General features: G+C 61.9%; 20 protein-coding genes and 1 pseudogene. 18 read left to right on the top strand and 3 right to left on the bottom strand.

What is annotated here, in order from left to right:
• Positions 1 to 3: 3 nt before the first annotated feature.
• The 11 genes and pseudogenes from Q0562_RS11900 to Q0562_RS11850 all read left to right on the top strand — a co-directional run bounded on the left by Q0562_RS11900 (position 4) and on the right by Q0562_RS11850 (position 9,939).
• Positions 4 to 867, top strand: coding sequence for a DUF58 domain-containing protein (locus tag Q0562_RS11900; RefSeq protein ID WP_298644649.1), 864 nt, complete (start codon positions 4 to 6; stop codon positions 865 to 867).
• Complete coding sequence (locus tag Q0562_RS11895; RefSeq protein ID WP_298644631.1) at positions 864 to 2,855, top strand: DUF3488 and transglutaminase-like domain-containing protein; 1,992 nt, start codon at positions 864 to 866, stop codon at positions 2,853 to 2,855. The genes Q0562_RS11900 and Q0562_RS11895 overlap by 4 nt, the downstream gene beginning before the upstream one ends.
• An 85-nt stretch (positions 2,856 to 2,940) precedes the next feature.
• Positions 2,941 to 3,378, top strand: coding sequence for an Rrf2 family transcriptional regulator (locus tag Q0562_RS11890; RefSeq protein WP_298644629.1), 438 nt, complete (start codon positions 2,941 to 2,943; stop codon positions 3,376 to 3,378).
• Entirely contained in the window at positions 3,375 to 4,817 is a 1,443-nt protein-coding gene (gene sufB, locus Q0562_RS11885) for a Fe-S cluster assembly protein SufB (protein ID WP_298644627.1), read from the top strand. The genes Q0562_RS11890 and sufB overlap by 4 nt, the downstream gene beginning before the upstream one ends.
• 43 nt (positions 4,818 to 4,860) lie before the next feature.
• Positions 4,861 to 5,367 (top strand): hypothetical protein, encoded by a 507-nt coding sequence (locus Q0562_RS11880; RefSeq protein ID WP_298644626.1) that lies wholly within the window; start codon positions 4,861 to 4,863, stop codon positions 5,365 to 5,367.
• A gap of 29 nt (positions 5,368 to 5,396) precedes the next feature.
• Positions 5,397 to 6,167: a Fe-S cluster assembly ATPase SufC gene (gene sufC, locus Q0562_RS11875; RefSeq protein ID WP_298644624.1), complete on the top strand. Its 771-nt coding sequence runs from the start codon at positions 5,397 to 5,399 to the stop codon at positions 6,165 to 6,167.
• Positions 6,167 to 7,288, top strand: coding sequence for a Fe-S cluster assembly protein SufD (sufD, locus tag Q0562_RS11870; protein WP_298644623.1), 1,122 nt, complete (start codon positions 6,167 to 6,169; stop codon positions 7,286 to 7,288). Before sufC ends, sufD begins: the two co-directional genes overlap by 1 nt.
• The gene (locus Q0562_RS11865; protein WP_298644622.1) at positions 7,278 to 8,474 is read left to right on the top strand and encodes a SufS family cysteine desulfurase; all 1,197 of its coding nucleotides are present in this window, start codon (positions 7,278 to 7,280) and stop codon (positions 8,472 to 8,474) included. Before sufD ends, Q0562_RS11865 begins: the two co-directional genes overlap by 11 nt.
• Complete coding sequence (gene sufU, locus Q0562_RS11860) at positions 8,474 to 8,914, top strand: Fe-S cluster assembly sulfur transfer protein SufU (RefSeq protein ID WP_298644619.1); 441 nt, start codon at positions 8,474 to 8,476, stop codon at positions 8,912 to 8,914. Before Q0562_RS11865 ends, sufU begins: the two co-directional genes overlap by 1 nt.
• 248 nt (positions 8,915 to 9,162) lie before the next feature.
• Positions 9,163 to 9,522, top strand: coding sequence for an iron-sulfur cluster assembly protein (locus tag Q0562_RS11855; RefSeq protein WP_298644618.1), 360 nt, complete (start codon positions 9,163 to 9,165; stop codon positions 9,520 to 9,522).
• Between the two features lie 97 nt (positions 9,523 to 9,619).
• A pseudogene (locus Q0562_RS11850) lies at positions 9,620 to 9,939 on the top strand (IS630 transposase-related protein).
• A gap of 199 nt (positions 9,940 to 10,138) precedes the next feature.
• Here the strand turns inward: Q0562_RS11850 and Q0562_RS11845 are convergent.
• Positions 10,139 to 12,349: a TonB-dependent siderophore receptor gene (locus Q0562_RS11845; protein ID WP_298644615.1), complete on the bottom strand. Its 2,211-nt coding sequence runs from the start codon at positions 12,347 to 12,349 to the stop codon at positions 10,139 to 10,141.
• Positions 12,350 to 12,381: 32 nt separating this feature from the next.
• On the bottom strand, positions 12,382 to 12,591 hold the full coding sequence (locus Q0562_RS11840; RefSeq protein ID WP_298644614.1) for a hypothetical protein: 210 nt from the start codon (positions 12,589 to 12,591) through the stop codon (positions 12,382 to 12,384).
• A 117-nt stretch (positions 12,592 to 12,708) separates the two neighbouring features.
• Here Q0562_RS11840 and Q0562_RS11835 point away from each other — a divergent pair, with 117 nt between their 5' ends.
• The 7 genes from Q0562_RS11835 to Q0562_RS11805 all read left to right on the top strand — a co-directional run bounded on the left by Q0562_RS11835 (position 12,709) and on the right by Q0562_RS11805 (position 18,561).
• On the top strand, positions 12,709 to 12,951 hold the full coding sequence (locus tag Q0562_RS11835; protein ID WP_298644612.1) for a hypothetical protein: 243 nt from the start codon (positions 12,709 to 12,711) through the stop codon (positions 12,949 to 12,951).
• A 92-nt stretch (positions 12,952 to 13,043) separates the two neighbouring features.
• The gene (hfq, locus tag Q0562_RS11830; protein ID WP_298644611.1) at positions 13,044 to 13,355 is read left to right on the top strand and encodes an RNA chaperone Hfq; all 312 of its coding nucleotides are present in this window, start codon (positions 13,044 to 13,046) and stop codon (positions 13,353 to 13,355) included.
• Positions 13,356 to 13,406: 51 nt separating this feature from the next.
• A complete protein-coding gene (hflX, locus tag Q0562_RS11825; protein ID WP_298644610.1) occupies positions 13,407 to 14,702 on the top strand; it encodes a ribosome rescue GTPase HflX in 1,296 nt (431 codons plus the stop codon).
• A 6-nt stretch (positions 14,703 to 14,708) separates the two neighbouring features.
• Positions 14,709 to 15,974 (top strand): FtsH protease activity modulator HflK, encoded by a 1,266-nt coding sequence (gene hflK / locus Q0562_RS11820; RefSeq protein WP_298644609.1) that lies wholly within the window; start codon positions 14,709 to 14,711, stop codon positions 15,972 to 15,974.
• A 9-nt stretch (positions 15,975 to 15,983) separates the two neighbouring features.
• Positions 15,984 to 17,006, top strand: a complete 1,023-nt coding sequence (hflC, locus tag Q0562_RS11815; protein WP_298644608.1) for a protease modulator HflC — start codon at positions 15,984 to 15,986, stop codon at positions 17,004 to 17,006.
• Positions 17,003 to 17,203 (top strand): DUF2065 domain-containing protein, encoded by a 201-nt coding sequence (locus tag Q0562_RS11810; RefSeq protein WP_298644607.1) that lies wholly within the window; start codon positions 17,003 to 17,005, stop codon positions 17,201 to 17,203. The genes hflC and Q0562_RS11810 overlap by 4 nt, the downstream gene beginning before the upstream one ends.
• A 65-nt stretch (positions 17,204 to 17,268) precedes the next feature.
• Positions 17,269 to 18,561 carry an adenylosuccinate synthase gene (locus tag Q0562_RS11805; protein ID WP_298644606.1) on the top strand — a complete coding sequence of 431 codons (1,293 nt, stop codon included), beginning with the start codon at positions 17,269 to 17,271 and terminating at the stop codon, positions 18,559 to 18,561.
• Positions 18,562 to 18,681: 120 nt separating this feature from the next.
• Here the strand turns inward: Q0562_RS11805 and Q0562_RS11800 are convergent, their stop codons facing one another.
• On the bottom strand, positions 18,682 to 24,966 hold the full coding sequence (locus Q0562_RS11800; RefSeq protein WP_298644605.1) for a hypothetical protein: 6,285 nt from the start codon (positions 24,964 to 24,966) through the stop codon (positions 18,682 to 18,684).
• Positions 24,967 to 24,980: the final 14 nt, after the last annotated feature.

Raw genomic sequence — 24,980 nt, 5'->3', positions numbered from 1 at the left:
AGGATGCCGGTGGTGCCGTCATATTTCGGGCTGGCGTTTTTTGCGGTGCTGGCGGTGATGTTTTTGTGGTCGGCCAATCATCAGCTCAATTTGGGTTATGCGCTGACGTTTCTCGCGTTCACGGTGTTTTTGCTCGGCGGGACGATTACGGCGGGGCAGCTCGCCGGCTTGTCGTTTACCGCACATGGCGGCGCGCCGGTGTGGGCGGGGGATGAGGCGGCGTTTGTGGTGTCGGTGTCGGAGCGCGACGGCCGCCTGCGCGGGCTGCTCACGCTGCGTAATGAGTGGCATGAGGCGCGTTGTGAGGATGTGCTGCCGCGCGCGACGGCGCAGGTGGTTGTGCGTGAACCGGCGCGGCGGCGCGGCTGGCAGCGGATGGCGCCGATTGAGGTGTTTTGTCTGCATCCGCTCGGCGCGTTTGTAACATGGACGTGGCTGTGGCTGGATGCGCGGGTGCTGGTGTATCCGCGTCCGGTCGGCGAGCAGCCGCTACCCTGGGTGTCGATGGCGGGCGAGGGTAAGGTGGTCGGCGCGGCGGCGGGCGATGATGAGTTATCCGGCCTGCGCCCGTATGTGCTCGGCGATGCGCTCTCCCGCGTCGCCTGGAAGCGTTTTGGCCGGGGCGAGTTGTTGTTGAAGCAGTTTGCCGGCGAGGGCGCGCCGCGTTTGTTGCTGGATTTTGCTGCCGCCAAAGGTGGCACGGAGCAGCGCTTGTCGCAGCTGGCGAAATGGGTGATGGATGCCGACAGGCAGGGGCTGCTGTATGCACTGCGCCTGCCGCCGGATGTGTTTTTTGATTTTGGTCATGGCCGCGAGCACCGCGAGGCCTGTTTGCGCGCGTTGGCGCTGTTTGGAGGTGGGGCATGATCCGCTGGGTGAGTGCCGAGGATTTTCATAACCGCCTGGATGCGGGCGAGTGGCGGCGGGTGGCGGCGACGTTTTTGTTTGTCGCCCTGCCGCTGTTTTTCTTTTTGCCGACGGAACTGGGGATGCTGCTCGCTGTCGGAGTGGTATTGAAGTTTGTCGCGCTCGCGGTGAAAAGTGAGCGTTTTGCCCTCGGCGCGGCGCTGGTGCTGATGTTTGTCGGCTGCTCTTTGGTGTATGAGCGCCTGCATTCGGTGGGGATGACGATGTCGTTTGTGGCGATGCTGGTGACGATGAGCGTGTGCAAGTTGCTGGAAGCGCGCAACCGCCGCGATGTGCATGTGCTGTTTTTGTTGCAGATGCTGCTGATGCTGGCGTTTTTGATGTATTCGCAGTCGATTCCGATGTTTCTCTATCTGCTCTTTACACTGGTCATCAGCCTGCGCGGGCTGCTGCGCTTCGAGCAGTTGGGGCGGGCGCGGGTGCAGTTCGCCCGTTGGCGTGATGTGGTGCGGATGTTTGCCATCGCCCTGCCGTTCGCCGCCGCGATGTTTTTCCTTTTCCCGCGCGTGCAGCCGCTGTGGGGCATGCCGCAGCAAGGCGGCGCAAAGACGGGCCTGCCGGAAGAGATGCATATGGGCGATTTGTCGTCACTGGCGCAGTCGAACGAGATTGCCTTCCGCGTCCGCTTCCTCGGCGACTCGCGCCCGGATTTGAACCAGCTCTACTGGCGCGGGCCGGTGCTGTGGTTTTTCGACGGCACGCAGTGGTTCCAGCGGCCGGGCGAGATCTATGAACGCCCACCGCGTTTCGGTTACCGGCCGGACAGCGTGGTGCGCTATGAATTGACGCCGGTGAAGAAAACCCTGCGCTGGCTGACGGTGCTGGATTTGCCGCTCAATCTGCCGCCGGAGGCGCGCGCCGGCCATGCCTGGCAGGTGGCGATGCCGCTGTCGCCGCGCGGGGTCACGGCCAACCGCTTCGAGGTTGCTTCGGCGCTCAGTTACCGCATGGAAGACGCCCTTTCCACGCGCGACCGCAAGGACGCCCTGCAACTGCCGCGTAATTATCCGATGCCGCAGACGGCAGGGCTGGCGCGGCGGCTCTTTGCAGAAAACGGCGGCGACACGCGCGGCTTTGCCAACGCCTTCCTCGCCTATCTGCACGACAACACGTTCTACTACACCCTGGAACCGCCGCCCGGCGCGGGCAACCCGGAAACCTTCCTCTTCGGCGACCGCATGGGCTTCTGCGAGCACTACACCAGCGCGATGGTGCTGGCTGCGCGCAGTGTCGGCATTCCGGCGCGGGTGGTCATCGGCTATCAGGGCGGCGAACCGAACTCGGTCAGCGGCGACTGGGCGGTGCGCGAAGAAGCGGCACACGCCTGGGCGGAACTGTGGATTGACGGCGAAGGCTGGGTGCGCTTCGACCCGACCGCCGCTGTCGCCCCGGAACGCATCCTGCAAGGGCGCATCTCCGGCGGCGGCCTCGAAGGCGAAGACAGCCGCTCGCTCACCTCGCGCATCGCCGAAACCCTCGGCGCCGTCGCCTGGCTGCGCGACGCCCTGGAAGCGACACAGGCCTTCTGGCAGGACTGGGTTATCGACCTTGACCGCGACCAGCAGCAAAGCATCCTGCGCGGCCTCGGCCTGCAAAACTTCGGCGCCATCGGCCTCCTCTTCATCCTCGTCCCGACCCTGCTGATTGGCGCGGCACTGCTCTACTGGTTCTGGCACAACCGTCCGCGCCACGACGAAGACGCCGTCGCCCGCCTGCTGCGCCGCCGCCTCGCGCGCTGGGCGAAGCGCGGCTATGTGAAAGACGACGGCGAATCCGTCGCCATTTTCTTCCGCCGCCTCGCGCAAAACGCCGCGTCGCCGCAGGCCGCGTTGCTGCAACAGGCGGCAGCGGGTTACGACGCCCTGCGTTACCGCGAAAATGATAACGCATCGCAACTGATTGATTTAATCAAACGAATCCGGCTTTAAGATAAGAAAAACAGGCCGTGCGGCTTGCGCGCCCCCGGCAAAATCTATAAAGTACATTTTCTGTCCTGATTCAGAAAATGCCCCGATGCTACGCATTACCAAAGAGACCGAATACGCCTTCATGCTGCTCGGCGAAGTCCTCGCTGCCGACGGTGCCGCCAAAAACACCGCCTACCTCGCCGGGCGCACCCGCATCGCCGTGCCGATGTCCGGCAAAGTGCTGAAACGCCTGACCCAGCGGGGCATCCTCGAATCCACCCGTGGTGCCTACGGCGGCTACCAGCTCGCCCGCGACGCCGCCGCCATCACCGCGCTGGACGTGGTGGAAGCGATGGAAGGCGCGCCGGAGCTGGTCGAATGCGCGGGTGGCGACAACAACTGCGCACTGGTCGAGCACTGCCGCCTCAGCCCCTTCTGGCTCAGCCTGAACGACGACATCCGCGCCCTGCTCGCCGGCAAAACCCTCGCCGACATGCAGCGCGACGAACATTACACAGAAAAAGAACGGAGCAAAGCCTCGTGAGCAATGAAGAACTGAAAAAAATCGCCGAAACCGAATACCAGTACGGCTTTGAAACCCACATCGAGCAGGAAACCCTGCCGCCCGGGCTCGACGAAAGCGTCATCGAACACATCTCGCGCATGAAAAACGAGCCGGACTGGCTGCGCGACTTCCGCCTGGCCGCCTACCGCCACTGGCTGACCCTCGAACAGCCCGACTGGGGACACCTCAACATCAAGCCCATCGACTACCAGGCGATCTCCTACTACTCCGCGCCGAAAACGCAGAAAGACGGCCCCAAATCGCTGGACGAAGTCGATCCCGAACTGCTGCGCACCTACGAAAAACTCGGCATACCGCTGCAAGAGCGGGAAATGCTGGCGGGCGTGGCGGTGGATGCCGTCTTTGACTCCGTCTCGGTCGCGACCAGCTTCAAGGACCGCCTCGGCAAAGAAGGTATTATCTTCTGCTCCTTCTCCGAAGCCGTCAAAGAACACCCCGACCTCGTGCGCAAGTACCTCGGCTCGGTGGTGCGCATGGACGACAACTACTTCAGCGCCCTCAACTCCGCCGTCTTCACCGACGGCTCCTTCTGCTACGTCCCGCCCGGCGTGCGCTGCCCGATGGAACTCTCCACCTACTTCCGCATCAACGCCGCCAACACCGGCCAGTTCGAGCGCACCCTCATCATCGCCGACAAAGGCGCCTACGTCTCCTACCTCGAAGGCTGCACCGCGCCGAAGCGGGAAGAACACCAGCTGCATGCCGCCGTCGTCGAAATCATCGCCCACGAAAACGCCGAAGTGAAATACTCCACCGTGCAGAACTGGTTCCCCGGCGACAAGGACGGCAACGGCGGTATCTACAACTTCGTCACCAAGCGCGGCCTGTGCGAAGGCGCGCGCAGCAAAATCTCGTGGACCCAAGTCGAAACCGGCTCGGCCATCACCTGGAAATACCCCGGCGTCGTCCTGAAAGGCGACGACAGCATCGGCGAGTTCTACTCCGTCGCCCTCGCCCGCGACTACCAGCAGATCGATTCCGGCTCGAAGATGATCCACATCGGCAAGAACACCAAATCGACCATCATCTCCAAAGGCATCTCGCTCGGCCACGCGCAGAACGCCTATCGCGGCCTCGTCAAAATCCTGCCGAAAGCCGACGGCGCGCGCAACTTCTCACAATGCGACTCCCTGCTTATCGGCAGCGACTGCGGCGCCCACACCTTCCCCTACCTGATGGTGCAAAACCCCGGCGCGCAAGTCGAACACGAGGCAACCACCGCCAAAATCGGCGAAGACCAAATCTTCTACTGCATGCAGCGCGGCCTTTCCGAAGAAGACGCGGTCAGCCTCATCGTCAACGGCTTCTGCAAAGAAATCTTCCAGGAACTGCCGATGGAATTTGCCGTTGAAGCGCAGCGCCTGATCGAACTCAAACTCGAAGGCAGTGTCGGCTGAAAGAGCCCTGTCGGGAAAAAACTGAAAAAACGGAGACCTCACCATGCATAACCCATTACCGCCAAGCGGCGCAACTGATGCAAACGCCCGCCGCCGCGACTTGTCCATAGCCCTCGTCGTCTGCCTCCCGGCCCTGCTTGCCGGCTTTCTCGCCGACAGCCGCTGGTGGCTGATTTACTACGGCAACTACGCCGCCGCCGTCGGTATCCCGCTTGCCCTCGCCTGCCGCCTGCGTACCGCGCCGTACTTCCTGAGCGCGACTGCCGTCAGCCTCAATCTGACCGTGTGGCTCTTTATTGCGGTAAGCGTCCCACTCCCGCCGCCCCCTTCCATGCTGATGGCTGTCCCCTACTACGGCTGGCTGTACGCCCCGTGGCTCGCCTGCTGGCTGATTGCCCTCGCCATGGCGCGCCGCTGGGACAACCGTCACGCCATCCGCAACAGCATCCTCACCACCCTCTGCCTCAGCGTCCCCGCGCTTCTCGTCGCCGGTTACTTCTCAATCATCATCTCGCTCGGCAACGCATTGGCAGGCCTTAACCAACAGTAAAAAACATTCAAGCATCATTAGGACACACCATGCTCAACATCGAGAACCTGCACGTCGCCACCCTCGACGGCAAAAAAATCTTAAACGGCGTCAACCTCCATATCGGCGCGGGCGAAGTCCACGCCATCATGGGACCGAACGGCTCCGGCAAATCGACGCTGGCGAACGTCATCGCCGGGCACGAGGGCTACGTCATCACCGAAGGCAGCATCACCTACAACGGCAAAAACCTGCTTGACATGGAGCCGGACGAGCGCGCCTGCGCCGGCATCTTTCTCGCCTTCCAGTATCCGGTCGAAATCCCCGGCGTCAGCAACCTCTACTTCCTCAAAGCCGCCGTCAACGCCAAGCGCGCCTACGAAGGCAAAGGCGAAATGGACGCGATGGAATTCTACGAACTGCTGCAACAGCGCATGAAGACCGTCAAAATGAACGACAGCTTCCTCTCGCGCCCAGTCAACGTCGGCTTCTCCGGCGGCGAGAAAAAGCGCAACGAAATCATGCAAATGTCCGTCCTCGAACCGCGCCTCGCCGTGCTGGACGAAACCGACTCCGGTCTCGACATCGACGCCCTGCGCGTCGTCTCTGACGGCGTCAACGCCCTGCGCGACCCGGCGCGCTCCTTCCTCGTCATCACCCACTACCAGCGCCTGCTTGACTACATCGTGCCCGACTACGTCCACGTCCTCGTCAACGGCGAAATCGTCGAAAGCGGCGACAAAAACCTCGCCCTCGAACTCGAAGCCAAAGGCTACGCCGACTTCCGGGGCGCAGAAACCGGCGCGGCACGGAGCGCATGATGAACGACAACATCGCAGAACAAGCCCGCACCTACCGCGAAAACTACGGCGACCCGCGCCGCCACGAGACCTGGCGCTGGACACCGCTCACCGCCCTGAGTGCGCGCGAACGCAAAAGCGAAGGCAGCGACTACCACTACGACCTGCCGGACGCCATACACGAAGACTACGGCTGCTTCCCCGACGCCGACCGCCGCCTGCTCGACCTGCCGGATGCGCCGTTTGCCGCGCAAAACCTCGCCGAACAGCGCGAATCCCTGCTGCTCACCGTGCCGGAAGGCGCCGCGCCCGCCACCCCCGCCGCAATCAACATCGGCCTCGCCGCGCCGCGCCTGCAACACAGCCGCATCCACCTGCGCCTCGGCAAAAACAGCCGCACCGCCTGCTGGTTCGACTACCGCGTCAGCCGCGCCGGCGCACAACTGCCCGTCCTCACCATCGATGCCGCCGCAGGCGCGGAACTCGACCTCGCCCTGTGGTTTCATGGCGAAGCCGACACCGCCCAGCTCATGCAAATCATGACCACCCAGGCCGCAGGCAGCCGCATCCGCATCAACGCCCTGCAAGCAGGCGGCAGCCTGCACCGCCTCGACATCCACAGCGAACTGCGCGGCGAAGAAAGCCACTTCGCCTTCGGCGGCATCCAGCACCTGCGCGGCAATCAGATAGCCGACTACCACCTCAACGTGCGCCACCACACCGAAAACAGCGAAAGCCACCAAATCGTGCGCGGCGCGCTGGACGACAACGCCCAGGGCTACTTCGACGGCATGATCTACGTCGCCCACGGCGCACAAAAAACCGACGCGCGCCAAAACAGCCGCTACATCCTCCTGCACGACAACGCCCGCTCGCAGAGCGTGCCGCGCCTCGAAATCTACGCCGACGACGTGCAATGCGCGCACGGCTCCACCACCGGCCGCCTCGACCCCGACGCCCTCTTCTACCTGCAAAGCCGGGGCATCAGCCCGGAAAACGCGCGGAAAATGCTCATCCTCAGCTTCCTGCACGAAGCCGTCGTCATCGAGCATCCCGCCATCGCCGACGCCGTGCACGACGCCATCAGCCGCGACTGGCTCGGCGAAGACCCCGACGACAAGGACAACACCCATGCGGCATGAATTTCCCATCCTCGCCCAAACCATCCACGGCCACCCGCTCACCTACCTCGACAACGCTGCCAGCACGCAAAAACCGCTGGCCGTCATCGAGGCGATGGACCGCTGCTACCGCCACGAATACAGCAACATCCACCGCGGCGTCCACACCCTCTCGCAGCGCCTCAGCGCCCGCTACGACGACATCCGCGCACAAACCGCGCGCTTCCTGAACGCCGCCCGCCCCGAAGAAATCATTTTCACCAAAAGCACCACCGAAGGGCTGAACCTGCTCGCCAGCTCGCTGGGCGAACTCGTCTTGAAACCCGGCGACAAAATCCTCCTCACCGCCCTCGAACACCACGCCAACATCGTGCCGTGGCAACGCGCCTGCCAGCGCTTCGGTGCCGAACTCGTCGTGCTGCCCATCAACGACGCGGGCGAACTCGACAGCAGCGACTTTGCGCGTTACCTCGACGGCGTCAAAATCTTCTCCGCCGCCCTCGTCTCCAACGCCCTCGGCACCATCAACGACCTCGCCCCGCTCATCACCGAGGCCAAAGCGCGCGGCATCCACACCATTGTGGACGCCGCCCAGGCCGTCGCCCACCTGCCCTGCGACGTCCAAGCCCTCGGCTGCGACTTCCTCGTCTTCTCCGCGCACAAAATCTACGGCCCGACCGGCATCGGCGTTCTCTATGGCAGATACGACCTGCTGGATGCCATGCCGCCCTACCAGACTGGCGGCGACATGATCCTGAGCGTCAGCTTCGAGCACACCCACTACGCCGCCGCTCCGCAAAAATTCGAAGCCGGCACCCCGCCTATCGTCGAAGTGATCGGCCTCGGCGCTGCGCTGGACTGGGTTACCGATAAAGGCCTCGCCAACCTTGCCGCGCACGAAGAAACCCTGCGTGCCGCCGCCGAAGCCGCCCTCGGCGCCCTGCCCGGCCTGCGCATTATCGGCACCGCCCGCCACAAAGCCGCCGTCATCTCCTTCACCCTGGACGGCATCCACCCGCACGACGCCGGCACCGTCCTCGACCAGCACGGCGTCGCCGTCCGCGTCGGTCAGCACTGCGCCGAACCCGTCATGCGCCGTTTCGGCATCCCTGCCACCATCCGCGCCTCCTTCGCTGCCTACAACAACCACGACGACATCGAACGCCTCGTCGCCGCCGTCCAAGCCACCCAACAAATCTTCCAGTAATGAACGACCTCAAAAACCTCTACCAGGAAGTCATCCTCGATCACAGCAAACACCCACGCCACTTCCACGCGCTCGACCCCTGCGACCACAGCGCCACCGGTTACAACCCGCTCTGCGGCGACAACCTCAAAATCTTCGTGCGCATGGACGGCGACACCATCGCCGACGTCAGCTTCGTCGGCGACGGCTGCGCCATCTCCAAAGCCAGCGCTTCGCTGATGACCGACCTCGCGCGCGGCAAAACCCTTGACCAGTTCGCCGCGCTCTACCACGACTTCCACCACATCGCCACCACCCAAGACCCCATCCCGGACAGCGTCGGCAAACTCAAAGTGCTGGCCGGTGTGCGCGAATACCCCTCACGCGTCAAATGCGCCACCCTCGCCTGGCACACCCTCGACGCCGCCCTGCACGGCAAAACAGAAGCCAAAACCGAATAAACCCGCAGGGCGGGCTTCAGCCCGCCGTAACCACAAATGTCCTGCCCGAAAATCCTGCCCAAGCGGCACAATCGCACGGATTATCCCCGCCCCCAAGCGAACAACCCACATCCGGCAGACATCCCGCCCAAAGCCCCCATTGGGGGAGAGGGTCAGACAAGCTGCGACAGCGACAAAACCCGGCAATCCCGCTGCTTGACAAAATCTGTCGTGAACAGAACCACCCACCACAAACCCAAGGAAACCCCATGTACGACCCGGAAAACGTCCCCTACCAGAAAGACCCCGATGACCCCACCCTGAGCCCGGTAGAAAAAGACATCATCCTCGCGCTCAAAGGCATCTACGACCCGGAAATCCCGGTGGACATCTACGAGCTCGGCCTGGTGTACAACATCGAATACGACAAAAACACCGGCAAAGTTGACATCCACATGACCCTCACCGCGCCCGGCTGTCCGGTCGCAGGCGTTATGCCGGACTGGGTCAAGGACGGAGTCGAAGCTGTGGATGGCGTTGAAGAGTGCGAGGTACACATGGAATGGGATCCGCCCTGGGGCATGGACATGATGACCCTGCGCGCGAAAATCGAACTGAACATGATCTGAAAAAACCGGCTCCGGCCGGTTTCATTTTGCCGCCATCCGGCCAGTATAGTAAATTAAGTCTGTAATAATACATATTCCATTTTATCCTTACGTTATTGTGGCACATTCAATAGAAATTGGAGAAAAAGCTTTAGAATATCTTGAAAGATGTAAAAATATCAGTCAAGTTACAAGAGCATATGGTGTTTCTGGAAATACATTATATTGCCGGCTGGATATCAAGCAAAAAACAGGAAAGCTTGAACGTAGAGTCGTCAAAGCAAGACCAAGGAAAATAGACCGGGAAGAACTGGCAGCCTATATTAACAATACCCTGATGCCTATCTCGCCGAAATGGCGAAATACTTTCATTGCAGTGCAGTGGCTGTTTTTTATGCTTTGCGTAGTATGGGAATAACGCGAAAAAAAAGACCGTAACATATATGGAACAGGATCCTGTAAAAGTGGAGAACTATCTGCAACAGCTGCGGCATCCAGGTGATTACCGGACTGTTTATGTTGATGAAACAAGCTGCAGTACCTAATACAGCACTTTCGAGGAAGTATTATTATCCCGTTCCTATATTCATTAACTATAAAAAAGCCCCGCCTGGCGGGGCTTTTGTGTGAGTGGTTTTCAGAGCTCCCAGTGGAAGTTGAGCATCACGTTGCGCGGTTCGCCGAGGAAGTTGTTGATGCCGTTGGCGCGGACGCGGTGGTTTTCAAAGTAGCGTTTGTCAGTAAGGTTGTTCGCCGAAATGCCGACATCGAATTTGTCGTTGATGCGGTATTGCACGTTGGCGTTAAACAGTGCATAGCCTTTTTGTTCGACGTTCCAGAGGCTGCTGGTGCTGCTTTGGTAGTTCATGCCGCCGCCGATGGTCCATTTTTCCGCCGCCCCCGGCAGGCGGTAGCTGGTGTAGAGGCGCAGCATGTGTTTCGGCGTGTGCTTGCTGAAATTCATGCCTTCGGGGTAACGCGCGCTTTCGCTGCGCAGGTATTTGCTGCGGTTATAGGTATATCCGCCGTAGAGTTTCCAGGCGTCCGTGAGATTGCCTGATATTTCGGCGTCCAGCCCACGGCTGCGGACTTTGCCGCTAGCAATGGAATAGCTGCGCCCGGTCGCCTGGTCGGTCATGCCGATGGGACGGTTTTTTTGTTCTATCTGGAAGAGGGCGACGCTGGCGTTCAAATCACCGTCCATCCATTCGCCTTTCCAGCCGATTTCGTAGTTGGTGCCGAGAATGGGCGCGAGCGGGTTGTTGTTGATGTCGCGGTTCGCCTGCGGTTTGAAGATGCTGCTGTAATTGGTGTAGAGGCTGTTGTGTGCGTCAAGGTCGTAGGTAATGCCGAGGTAGGGGGTGAGGCGGTTGCGCGTGAGTTTGCGCGCTTCGTCGGCATCGGTGTCGGCTTTGTCGTTCCACCAGTCGTAGTCCACATAGTTGTAGCCGGTCCAGTGGGTGTAACGCGCGCCGCCCAGGATATGCAGGTTGTCAAGTGCGTTGAAGCGGGTGCCGAAGTTGAAGGCATGGGTTTTGCGGCGGTCGGCGTAGTAGGTGCGGTCGTTGTAGTCGCCCCAGCCCGGATAGGTGATTTCATCGCCCCGGAAGGTGTAGGGGTCGTAGGCGGTGGTGTTGCGAATACGGCGGTAACGGGTGTTGTTGGCTTCCTGTCCGTAGTTGTAACCGGCAAAGACGTCATGTTCACGACCGAATACACGGTATTTGCCGGATAGTGTTGCTTGTGCCTGCATCTGGCGGCCTGCGTTGTCGTAGCGCAGCAGGTTGTTCAGCGGGAAGGTGTCACCACGGTTGAGCCCGGCGTAGCCGGTGTTGCTGTCCGCCAGCGCGCCGAAGGCGCTCATGGAGTCGTTACGGGTATAGCTGACTTTGGTATCGAGTTTCCAGTCGTCGTTGAAGTGGTGCTCGACGCCGGCAAAGACGTTGGCTTTGGTGTATTCGGCGCGGTTCCAGTCAAGGCCGAGGTAGGTATCGCGCGAAAATCCGGCATCGCGCCCGCCCGGTGCCATCGGTAGTCCGTAGGGGTCCGGCGTTTCGTTACGGTGCTGCACCATGCCGCCGAGGGTGAAGGTGGTGTTGGCACCGGCGTCTTTTTCGGCGACACCGTAGAGGAGGTAGTTGCTGCCGTCCACGTCGTCCTTGAAGCTTTTGTCTTTGCCGCCGGCGGCGATGACGCGGGCGCGCAGGGTCTGCTCGGCATCAAGCGCGCCGCTGGCATCGACAGTGAGGCGGGTTTTGCCGAAGCGGTCGATGCTGGCGTCGCCGCCGATGCGGCGGGCAGCGGTCGGTTTTTTGCGCACGGCGTTGATGGTGCCGCCCGGTTCGCTGTTGGCCTGGGTGAGGCCGGTCGCGCCGCGCACGACTTCGATGTGGTCGTAAATGGCGAGATCGGTCATGCTTTGCGCGTCGCGGTAGGGGTTGCCGGATGCACCGGGGACGGTGCTGGACAAGCCGTCTTCTTCGATTTGGTCAATGTAAAAGCCACGGCTTTGGAAGCGGTAGCGGCCGGAATCGGGGATGACGTTTACACCGGTCGTGGTTTTCAGCGCGTCTGCCATATCGTGAATGCCGCGCTCTTTGAGCTGGGTCTGGGTGATGACGGAAACGGACTGCGGGGTTTCGCGCGGCGAGAGGGCAAGACCGGTGGTGGTGCGCATGGCCGAAGTGGTGTAGCTATTGGTGTCTTCGGTACGGGTGTTTTCCTTGTCACTGGCTACGGTGACGGGGGCGAGGTTCGTTCCCGTGCTGCCCTGCTGGGCAGCGGCACAGGTGCAGGCGAGTAGCAGGGCGGTAGCGAGGGTGGTCCGGGGGAAACGACGATGGTTCATGGCAATTCCTTGTGTTACGGATGAATAAGGGGTTAACCCGCCGTCATGATAGCGGCTTTCTGCCGGGCTTGGAAAGGTTTATGCGTCATTTCCACCACAGCTTCCCATCCTCTTTTGGCTATACATTTTCCCGTCATCGAAACCGGCCCGGCCATACCTTGCCACATCAGGCTGTCGCCATCAGCGGCAGCGAAGGCATGAACAGGGTGGAAGTGAACAGCAGCGGATGCGGTTGCTGTCATCGATCATCATGCGCTGGCCGCCGAGATTGGCGAACCGGACGGCTTTATCCACCGCCGCCAACGCGCTCACCGTGGACAGCAAAGTGATGCCGCCTTGTGCAGCAGGGTTTTGCGGGGATGGACAGGCCGGGCGCGCCGCACAAGGCACCGATGTTTACGGAATCGCGGCGCACGCAGCAGTATTCGTACGATTTCCTGCAACAGGCGGGCTATGCGGCGGTGATGTTTTCCGGCGAGAACGATGATCCCACCGCCACCGCCGTATATCGATGCAGCGCGCTGATTGACAGCATCCGCCGCCACTTGCAACAGCGCGTGGAAAACACGCCGCTGTTCACCCTGCGCTGGCGTGTCATATAAACGGCAAAAAGCGCTGGCAGCGGGTGAAGTGTGATACATTGCGCGCGCACCGCCAGGCGGTGTTTCCCCAAACCTTTCGGAGTACAACAACAATGAGTAAATCCCAATCCCTGCAAGATCCTTACCTCAATGCCCTGCGCAAAGAACGCATCCCGGTATCCGTCTATCTCGTCAACGGCATCAAGTTGCAGGGACAAATCGAATCGTTTGACGCCTTTGTCCTCCTGCTGCGCAACAACATCTCGCAGATGGTGTACAAACACGCGATTTCGACCATCGTTCCGGCGCGCAACGTACGCATCCCCGGCGAAGAAGAAGAAGGTCAGGAACCACAGGCACACGACGGCGAACAGCCCGCCGCCCCGGCAGAAGCCGCCCGCCCGGGTACCGATCCGCTGTATTGATAATGCCGCAACCGCACCGCACCGCGCTTTCCGCACCACGGGAGGCGCGTTTTGTTTGAACGACCGAAAAGCGGCGAACGCGCCGCCCTCGTCCAGGTGGACATCGGCCGCGCCCCCGATACCGCCGTCGAAGAAGAATTTCACCAGCTCGCCCTCTCGGCCGGGGCGGAAATCATCCTTGCCGAGCGCTTCAGCCGGAGCGAAGCCGAGCCGCGCTACTACATCGGCCGCGGCCAGGCGGAAGCCCTCGCGACGGCGGTGAAAGCGCACGACATTGAGCTCATCATCGTCAACGCCCCGCTTTCCCCCTCGCAGGAACGCAATCTCGAAAAACTGTGCAGCGCGCGCGTGCTCGACCGCAGCGGTCTCGTGCTCGACATCTTCGCACAGCGCGCCCGCAGCCACGAAGGCAAGCTGCAAGTCGAACTCGCCCAGCTCAACCACCTCGCCACCCGCCTGGTGCGCGGCTGGACACACCTCGAACGGCAAAAAGGCGGCATCGGCCTGCGCGGTCCCGGCGAAACCCAGCTCGAAACCGACCGCCGCCTGCTCGCCGCCCGCATCAGGCAGTTGCAGCGCCGTCTCGACAAGGTGCAGAAACAGCGCGAAGAAAACCGCAAGGCGCGTGTGCGCCGCGACATGCCGACCGTGGCACTGGCGGGCTACACCAACTCCGGCAAATCCACCCTCTTCAATATGCTGACCGAAGCGGATGTGTACGCGCAGGACCAGCTCTTCGCCACCCTGGATCCGACCTGGCGCCGCCTCAAACAGGCGGGCGGACAGACCATTCTCATGGCCGACACCGTCGGCTTCGTCAGCGACCTGCCGCACGAACTCGTCGCTGCCTTCTCGGCTACCCTGGAAGAAACCGCGCGTGCCGACCTGCTGCTGCACGTCATTGACGTGGCCGATCCGCACCATCTCGAGCGCGAAGAAGTGGTGATGGAAGTTCTGAAAAGCATCGAAGCGGACGACGTACCGACCCTGCGTGTGTACAACAAAATCGACCTGCGCGGCGAAGCACCCTACGTCAAGGCCGGCGCTGACGGCATGGCAGAAGCCGTCTTCGTCTCGGCGCTCACTGGCGCGGGTGTGGATTTGCTGACCGATGCCATCGTCGCCCATTTCAACCGCGACCAGAAAAGCGGCTGGCTGCACCTCGCCCCGCACGAAGGCGCCCTGCGCGCCGCCCTCTACGCCGAACACGCCGTCAGCGCCGAACGCGCAGCCGCCGACGGCAGCCAGTGGCTGCACATCACCCTGCGGGAAAAGCGCTATCGACAAATACAATCACAGTATAATCGCCGCCTTGACCTCCAAACCCAGACAGACGACCAGGAATAACGCCCCATGTTCATCCTCACCAGCAGCCTGCTCAGAAAACGCCCCCGCCCCCTCGCCATGGCGCAAGACCCGTGGGGCGACAACAACGGGCTGGACAAAAAAAACAACGACCAGCCGCCGGATCTTGACGAATTCTTCAGCAGACTCTTCAACCGCCGTTCCAACCGGGGCAATAACAACAACGGCGACGGCGGTAACGGCAGCGGCGGCAGCCGCGCCCCGCTGCACCTGCCCGGCAAACTCATCACCCTCATCATCGCCGCCATCGCCTGCATCTGGCTGGCCAGCGGCGTTTATACCGTGCGCGAACGCGAAAACGGCGTGGAAACCTTCCTCGGCCGCTACACCCGCACCACCAAAGCCGGCCTCAACTGGCACTTCCCCGTCCCCTTCGGCCAGGTCACCAAAGTGGACGTAACCTCCATCTCCTCCATGAAAGTCGGCGAACTCAAAAGCCAGAGCGGCCGCATCAGCACCAGCAACCAGCGCAACGGCCAGATGCTGACCAGCGACGAAAACATCGTCGAAATCGGTGCCGCCGTGCAATACCGCATCCGCGACGCGAAAAACTACCTCTTCCAGGCCAACCAGCCCGAAGAAGTGCTGCGCGACATCGTCATCTCCGCCATCCGCGAAGTCGTCGGCAGCAACACCGTGGACGACATCCTCATCGACAAACGCGGCGAGTGGCCGCAAGAAGCCAAACAAATCATCGACAAAACCCTCGTCCAGTACGACCTCGGCTTTGAAATCGTCGCCTTCGAACTGCAAGACGCGCGCGCCCCGGTCGAAGTGCAGGACGCCTTCGAAGACGCCGTGCGCGCCCGCGAAGACGAAGAACGCCTCGGCCTCGAAGCCGAAGCCTACGCGCGCGAACGCATCCCCGTCGCCCGTGGCGAAGCCAAACGCCTCGTGCAGGCCGCGCAAGCCTATAAAGCCGAAACCCTCGCCCGCGCCGCTGCCGACAGCAGCCGCTTCAACAACCTGCTCGCCGCCTACCGCGAAAACCCCGCCGTCATGCGCGAACGCCTCTACCTCGACACCATGGCGGGCATCTACGCGCACAGCAACAAAGTGCTGATCGACGCCAACAACAGCCGCCCCATCATCAACCTCGGCGGCATCACCGCGCCGGCGGCAGCCGCCGTTCAGGAAGAAGCGGCAAGCGACAATACGGCGGCGGCAACCCCCACGAGCACCGGCAAAACCCCCGCCGCCGCGACGACCACACCGGCGAACAGCCGCAGTAACGAACGCAGCCGCAGCCGCTAAGGAAACCGCATGAACCACAAACTCAACACCCTCATCGCTGCTATCGCCGTCACCCTCGTCCTGCTCGTCAGCAGCGCCTACATCATCAACGAACGGCAAATCGCCGTCGTCACCCAATTCTCGCGCCTCATCAGCACCGACGACGAAGCCGGCCTCAAATTCAAGGTTCCCTTCGTGCAAAACGTCGAATTCTTTGACGCGCGCATCCAGCGCCTTGATGTCGAACCCGAACGCTTCATGACCAACGAAAAAAAATGGCTCATCGTCGATTACTTCGTCGAATGGCGTATCAAAGACATCCGCACCTTCTACACCAGCGTTCAGGGCAACTTCGACCAGGCCAGTCGCCTGCTTGACAACATGGTCAAAGAAACCCTGCGCGGCGAATTCGTGCAACGCTCCGTCAAAGAAGCCATCTCGCAGGATCGCGGCACCATCATGGGCGCCGCCAGCGAACGCATCTCGCGTCAGGCAGAAGCCCGCTATGGCATCGAAGTCCTCGGTGTGCGCCTGAAGCGTGTGGACTTCTCCGACGAAATCCGCGACCGCGTCTTTGACCGCATGCGCGCCGAACGCGAACGCGTCAGCAAAGACTTCCGCGCGCGCGGCCAGGAAAAATCCTCCGTCATCCGCGCCACCGCCGAACGCGAAGCCGCCGAACTCCTCGCCCACGCCCGCGAAGAAGCCGACATCATGCGCGGCGAAGCGGACGCCGCCGCCGCCAAACAATACGCCGCCGCCTACGGTGCCGACCTCGACTTCTACCGCTACTGGCGCAGCCTCAATGCCTACCGCGACAGCCTCAATGGCAGCACCCTCATCGTCAGCCCGCACAGCCGCTACTTCCACTACCTGAACGGCACGGACAACCCCGCCCTGCCCGCCGACGCCGACAACATCCCCGTCGTGCCGCTCGAACAGGCACCATTACAAGAACAACTGCCCGCCCCCGTACTCAACCCCGTCGCCGAACCCGTCATCCCGCCGGAAGCCGCCGCGACCAACCCGCCCGCCGAGCCCGCCCTGCCATGAACATGACCCTCTGGTGGCTGGCGCTGGCACTCATGCTGCTCTGCGAAGGCGCGCTCATCGGCATTGCACCTGCCGCCTGGCGGCGCACCATCCGGCAAATCAGTGCCCTGCCCGACCGGGCGCTGCGCCGCATCGGCCTCGGCATGGCAGTCGTCGCCCTGCTCATCGTCGCCCTGCTCTACTGGGCGACCCCATAAAAAACCCCACGCACACCGCCCCGCACCCCTGACCCCTAAACCCAAACACACCGAGGAACCAACACATGAGCACCAAACTCGTCGTCATCGGCGCCCAATGGGGCGACGAAGGCAAAGGCAAAGTCGTTGACCTGCTCACCGAAAAAGCGGGCGCCGTCGTGCGCTACCAGGGCGGCCACAACGCCGGCCATACCCTCGTCATCGACGGCAAAAAAACCGTCCTGCACCTCATCCCCGCCGGCATCCTGCACGCCGGCGTGCAGAGCTACATCGGCAACGGCGTCGTCCTCTGCCTGCGCGCCCTCAAACAAGAAAGCGACGCCCTCGAAGCCGCCGGCGTCCCCGTGCGCGAACGCCTGCACATCTCGCCCGCCTGCGCCCTCATCCTGCCGACGCACGGCGCGCTCGACCAGGCACGCGAAGCGGCGCGCGGCGTGAACAAAATCGGCACCACCGGGCGCGGCATCGGCCCCGCCTACGAAGACAAAATCGCGCGACGCGGCCTGCGTCTCGCCGACCTGCAACACCCCGCCACCTTCCGCGAGCGCCTGCGCGAACTCACGGACTTCCACAACTTCCAGCTCGAACACTACTACCATCAAGAGCCGCTGGACTACGCCGCCGTCTGCGACGAATGGCTGGCCTACGGCGAACACGTCCGCCCGCTCATCACCGACGTTACCCTCGCCATCATCCGCCACAGCGACAAGGGCGAGCACATCATCTTTGAAGGCGCCCAAGGCGCGATGCTCGACATCGACCACGGCACCTACCCCTACGTCACCTCATCCAGCACCGCCGCCGGTGGCGCGGCGACCGGCAGCGGCATCGGCCCGCGCGCGCTCGACTACATCCTCGGCATCGCCAAAGCGTACAGCACCCGCGTTGGCGGCGGCCCCTTCCCCACTGAACTGACGGACGACATTGGCGCGCATCTTGCCAAAACCGGCAACGAATACGGCGCGACCACCGGCCGTGCGCGCCGCTGCGGCTGGATTGACCTGCCCGCCCTGCGCCGCGCCATCATCAATTCCAGCATCAGCGGCCTGTGCCTGACCAAGCCGGACGTACTGGACGCCCTGGCGGAAATCAAAGTCTGCACCGCCTACGACATGGATGGCAGCCGCCTTGACATTGCCCCCGTTGGCGCGGACGAACTGGCTCGCTGCACCCCGGTGTACGACACCCTGCCCGGCTGGCAAAGCGACACCGTCGGCATCACCGCCTACGACCAGCTACCGGAAAAGGCGCGCGCCTACATCGCCTACCTCGAACAACAACTGGGCGTACCCATCGCCATCGTCTCGACTGGCCCCGACCGCACCCACACCATCCGGCGGCAAACCCTGCTGGCATAACCCCAAAAACCGCCCTTCGGGGCGGTTTTTTTGCGGAGCGGGTTTTCGCGCCGGGCGGCGGCCGTGCATAAGAAATCCGGCGCGACGCGCCGGATTTATTTTCGCCGTTCGGCGGCGGGGCTAGATAATCTGGATGTGATTGTTGTCCAGCTCCGTGTTGATGCCGAGGCGGGCGATGGTTACCGCTGCGCCGTCGCCGTTGCCGTCTGCGTCGTAGGCGAGTTCGCCGGTCGCGCGATTGTAGATGATGCGGTCGTCGGCGTCTTTCGCTTCCGTCCCCTGCACAAATTGTTCTGCACTCAGGCTGCCTTTTTGCAGGCCGGTGAAGATGTTGTGATCAAGCTGGATGCGGTCGCCTGCGGCGGCGTTGAAGTCGAGCAGGGTGTCAATCGTGCCGTCGAACGGGCTGCGGAAGATAAAGGTGTCTGCGCCCGCGCCGCCTTTCAGGGTATCGCTGCCGCGTCCGCCTTCAATCTGGTCGTTGCCCGCGCCGCCGTCGATGTTGTCGTCGCCGTCGAAGCCGAAGAGGTAGTTGGCGGCGCTGTTGCCCTTGATGGTGTCGTTGCCCGTGCCGCCTTTCGCACTCTCTATCTGCGTGCCGTAGCCGATGAACATTTGCCCCATGGTCGGGTTGCCGCTGTCATCCAGCGCCAAATGTTCCGCCTTCGTCCCAGCATAGAGCCAGCTGCCGGGGGTGAGGTCAATGTTGAGGTCCAGCGTTTGTTCGCTGGCATCGAAGATGTCCTGCCCGCCGCCGTCGTGGATGTAGATGTCGTTGCCGACGGCGTCCTTGTTGAAGGGTTTGAAGCCGTAGGTGTCGTCACCGCTATGATAGTCGGGGTTGACGCCGTAGGCGTGGTGCAGCGCGGCCAAATCGTAGATGCCGAGTTTGATGGGCGAAAGCGGGACTTTCGGCGAGCTCCAGCCCTGGCCGAGGTCAACATCGTAGTCATATTGTCCGGTGGTGTAGGACATCACGGTGAGGTCGTTGCGGTCTTCGGCGCTGTTGATGTTGAGGCTGCTGTCGTCATGGCCGAAGGGGTGCTCCATGCCGAGACTGTGTCCGATTTCGTGCAGGGCGGTACCCCAGCCGTGTTTGAGGGTCAGCTCGTGGGTCACGGTGTTGACGGTGTATGGCGGTTCTTTGGCGAAAGCATCGTCTGCGGCGTAGTACCGCGTGCTGAGGTGGACGTTGCCGCCGTAGATGCCATAGCCGGATACCCCCTCTTCAAGGCCTTGCAGATAGAAGTTCAGGGTGGCATTGCTGCCTTCGGTGAATTTGAGGTTGACGTGTTCTTCGAGGTGATCCAGCACGGTGCGGATGTCGGCTTTTTGCTGCGCGCTGTACGGGCGGAAGCCATCCATGACTTTGCCGTTTTCCACGCCGTCTGCGGAGAAGGCGTAGGTGATGCGCAGGCCGTCGCCGGGCTTGTGGCCGTAGTAGTGGCCGTAGGTTGCCCGCTGGGTGCTGTCCAGGCTGTTGATGAAGTAGTAGTCATTTGCCGAGCGGTCGCCGGCGAAGGTGCTGTCGGCGACGCTGCCGGTATGGTAGGCGGCTTTTTCGTCGTTATCTGAAATGGCGGTGGTAACGGCTTTGTCCGCGCCGATAGTCGCGCCTTCTGCTTCACTAATGCTCAGAGTGTAGTGCTCGGTGTTTTCCGGGATGCCATCGGCGGTGGTTTGCAGGCTCACTTTCGCGCTGGTCTCACCTGCCGGGATGATCAGAGTTTTGCTGATGCTGCCGAGGTCGCCGTCTGTCGTTTCACCGTGGCTGAGGGTCAGCGTCAGGGTAACGGGGTGGTCGCTCGCTTTGTCCAGCGTCACGGTGTATTCCGCCGCTTCGCCTTCGTTGACGCCCGCCGCACCGCTGAGGGTGGCAACCGGCGGGGTCTGCGGGGCGGGTGCGTCTGCTACGGCGGCCGTCGCACTGCTTTCCACCGCCTCCGCCGTGCCTTTGCCGTCGGTGTAGGTCGCTTTCACCGTGATGCCCTTGCCTTGCTCGGCTTCGGTCAGGGTGTAGCTCGCACCGGTGGCGATTTCTTTCCCGTCGGCCAGCCAGTGATAGCTGATGGTGCCGAGGCCGTCTTCGTCCGCCAGATCGTTCGCGGCGGTCAGGGTTTTGCCGACCATTGCCTCACCCGAGATGGTGACGCTGCCGGTCGGGGCGTGGTTGGGCTGCGGTGCGGCGTCGGTCACGGCAGCAGTCGGGCTGCTGACGAAGTTTTCTTCATGCCCCGCCTTGTCGTAGTAATACACCTGCACGCTGATGACTTTGCCGACATCGGCAGCGGTGACGGTGTAGCTGCTGCCGTTGGCACCGCTGATTGCCGCGCCGTTTGCCAGCCAGGTGTACTGGACACGGTCGGGGACGCCATCGGCATCGCTGACGGCGGCGCTCAGGGTTTCGCCGACTGCCGCCGTGCCGCTCAGGATGACGCTGCCTTTCTGGTTCGCGCCACCGTCGTTGCCGCTGTCCACCACGGCGGTGGGCGGGCTGATGACGCTTTCCACCTTGCCGGTGTGGTCGGTGTAGGTGATGCGCACGGTGATGTTCTTGCCGCTGTTGTCGGCGGTAACGGTGTAGGTTTCGCCCGTCGCGCCGCCGATTTCTTTGCCTGCGGCCATCCACTGATAGCTGACGTTGCTGACTGCGCCGTCGCCGTCGCTGACGGCGGCGTGCAAGACTTCGCCCGTCGCCGCTTTACCGCTGATGGAGGCCACGCCGCCGTGGTTGGCCGTGCCGGTGATGCCGGCGTTTGCGGTCAGGCTGATGTCGTCGGCAACGATGCGCGCATCTTCGGTATAGAGGCCGATGCTGCCGCCGGTGTAGGGGTTGTCGTCATCGGTGAAGGTGGTGATGACTTTGCCGTTGATGCTGATTTCCACGGTGTTGCCGCTTTTCGCGACGACAAAATGTTTGGCCTCCGCCAACGGCCAGCTTTCGCTGCCGGTCGCCATGAAGCGCTGGCCGCCGCTGTAAGCGGGATCGCGTTTGCCCAGTTCCCAGCCGTTGGCGCGGGCGACGAAGTAGTAATAGTGGTCGTTGTCGCTGTGATTCCATACCAGCCAGGCGGTTTCCCACGGGTTGGGGGCAGCATCCTGGCGCAGTTGTTCCGGGGTAGAGATGGTGCCGCTGTACGTAAAGTTATTGCCCGTCTGCACGGTACTGACGACCATCGTGGAAGAGGTCTCCGTTTGCCCGCTGTGCGCCATCGGCCGCAGTTGCAGCGCCTGGTTGCCGCCGCCGTTATCGATAATCTCGGCGTTGCCGTAACCGGCAAAGGCCACTTTCCATGCGCCGAAAGTGTCGTTGTCGGTGTAGGTTTTGTGCAGGGGGTAGGCAGAGAAATCGTCCTGCATCAGCGGCGCATTGCCGTTATCCGCTACCGTCGCCGGTTCGCTGGTCGGGTTTTCATCATGCCCGGCGTTGTCTTTATAAGTCGCCTGCACGGTGATTTTGTGCCCGGCGTCGTCATTGGTGAGCTGATAGGTGTTGCCTGTCGCCTTGTCGATAGCGACGCCGTCGCGCAGCCATTGGTATTGCACTTGGTCAGCCGTGAAATTGTCGGCGTCGCTGACGGTGGCGGTAAGCGTGCCGCCCACTTTCGTCTCGCCCATAATGGCAACCGTGCCTGCGTGGTTTGCAGGCGGGGCGGGAATGTCCGCCGCGTCGCTGGTCGGGTTTTCATCATGCCCGGCGTTGTCTTTGTAGGTCGCCTGCACGGTGATTTTGTGCCCGGCGTCGTCGGCGGTGAGCTGATAGGTTTTGCCGTTTGCGTCTTTGATGGCGACGCCGTCGCGCAGCCATTGGTATTGCACTTTATCGGCGGCGAACTCGTCGGCGTCAGTCACGGTGGCGGTAAGCGTACCGCCCACTTTGGCCTCACCGCCGATGCGAACGCTGCCCGGCCGGTTTTCTGCCGGTGCGGCGACATCAAGCCCGTCGCTGTCGTGGGCTTCGTCATGCAGGCCGTTATCACGGTATTCGACATGGACGCTGACTTTTTTGCCCACGTCTTCGGGGCGCAGGGTGTAGGTTTTTTGCGTCGCGCCCGCCACGGCCACGCCGTCAATCAGCCACTGATAGCGGATGCTGCTGTCGGATACGGTGTCGGGATCACTCACGTTCGCGGTCAGCTCGCCGCCCACTTTCGCCTCGCCGCTGATGGTGACGCTGCCCTCGCGGTTGGGGTAGTGCGGGTCGTCATTCACGCGCAGGGTGAAGGTCTTTTCAACGCTCAGGCCGCCCGGATCGGTCGCGATGATGGTGAGGCTGATGCTTTGCTCCGTGGCGTAGTCAATGTGCATACCGTCTTTGAGTTTGAGGATGCCGTCGGCGGTGATTTCGAAGCGCTCGTCGCTCAGTGTGTAGCGGTGGCTGTCCCGGGGGTCGGGGTCAACAGTCTGCACCGTGCCGATGGAAAAGCCATCTTTGCCCTCGTTGATGTAGTACTGCTGCTCGCCATTGATGGTAGGCAGTCCCTGATCCAGCTTGATGTCTGTCGGCGCATGATTTTCCGTCGAGGGATACAGCGGATTGTCTTCGACTTGCAGGGTGAAGGTTTTGCTGAAGCTCAGGCCGCCGTTATCGGTCGTTGTGATGGTCAGGGTTACGCTCTGTTCGTCGGCATAATCGATATGCTGCCCGGCTTTCAGTTTCAGCGTGCCATCGGCGCTGATTTCAAAGCGCTCGTCGCTGACGGTGTAGCTGTGTTTGTCCTGCCAATCAGGGTCATTGGTACTCAGCCCGCCGATTTCCGCACCGTCCTTGCCTTCGGCGATGGTCGTGTGATACAGCCTGATGTTTGTCGGTGCATGGTTGACGGCATCAATGTCGCTGACCCTGGTCGTCATTTCCATTGAACCCGCGTTTTTGTTATTGACTTCATCATAGAAGGCCTCGTAGATGTGGCCGACGGCGGTCATCCTGTCCCCGTCCGGGATGGTTTCCCGCTGGGTATGGAAGCCCGCTTGCGCGTATTGTTCCTGCGCATGCTGGGCGGCGACGACGGTATCACCATCGGCACTGCCCGCTATCCATTTGAGCTGCAAGTGCTGTTTCAGACCGTCTGCCGGGGTTTTGCCGAAATGCAGCGTGGGGTCTGCCGCACCGCCGCCTATCATCAGCGCGGTACCGCCGCTGAACAGGTCGTTGTGTTCGGGCAACAGGTAGCGGGTGATGAAATCGGCGCCGCCGCCGTTGCCGAGCAGCAAGACATCGCCTTTATCGATGTCGTATTTGCTGTATATCTCTTCCAGCAGGGCGCGCAGATAGCGGGCATTTTGTTCGCCATTGACGCTCCATGAACCGCTGGCGCTGTCCGGCGTTTTCACCATCAGCACCGTGGCATCACCGCGATCGGCAACGTATTCAGCAAAGATCGACGCATTGTGGCCATAGTCATTGGTGGCTTCCCCATGCAGATACAGCACCAGTTTTGCACCGGCAGGGAAAAGCCTGTACTCGCCGCTCAGACCGGCAGCGCTGTAAGTATTAGATGCGCCAAACACATCTTCCCCGCCGCTGCCATGCGTCAAGTCTGACGGCGCGGCGGTGTTCAGCGAGGCACCTTCGGCATGCTTGATGCGGACCTGGAAATTGCTGCCATTGTCTTCCACGCCGTTATGCGTGGTATCGACGGCAAAAGTCAGGCTGCTTTCACCTTTGGGGATGGTCAGGGTGCGGGTTTCATTTTGCACGCCATGCTTTGTATTGCTGCTCGCGATTTCGACTTCCACCGTCACGTCCTGATCGGCAGGATGGTTGAGCAGCAGCTGATATTGCGCCGCCTCGCCTTCTTTGACAACGCTCACCCCCTGCAAGCCGAGAACGGGCGTCCCCTGCGGCTGGACAGGATAAGCGGGGTCATCCTGCACGTGCAGGGTAAATGCCTTGCTGTAAGTGCCGCCGTGTCCGTCGTCCGTGGTCACGCTCAGGTTCACTTGCGGCTCCTGGGCGAAGTCGAGATGCTGGCCGGCTTTGAGTTTCAGCGTGCCATCAGCGACTTCAAAGCGGCTGTCGCTCACGGTGTAGGTGTGCGTGTCGCCCGCGTCTTCGTCCGTGGTCGTCAATTTGCCGACTTCCGCGCCGTCCTTGCCTTCCATCAGGCTGTTTCCGCTCAGGCTAATGTCGGTTGGCGCGTGATTGCCCTCCGCCGGGATGTCTTTCGTCTCGCTCAGCGGGGTTTCGTCGTGGCCTGCGTTGTCTTTGTAGGTGGCGCGCACGGTGATTTTGTGGCCGGCATCGTCACGGGTGAGCGTGTAGGTGTTGTTAGTCTCGCCGCTGATGGCGACGCCGTCGCGCAACCATTGGTAGGTGACGCCGCTGGTCGGCACGCCGTCGCTGTCGCTGATGGCAGCGGTGAGTTCGCTGCCAACCTTCGCTTCACCGCTGATGGTAATCACGCCTTCGTGATTGG

The sequence above is a fragment of the uncultured Cardiobacterium sp. genome, from assembly GCF_938028825.1.
Classification (GTDB): Bacteria; Pseudomonadota; Gammaproteobacteria; order Cardiobacteriales; family Cardiobacteriaceae; genus Cardiobacterium.
This window is presented reverse-complemented; position numbering and strand designations above follow the sequence as displayed.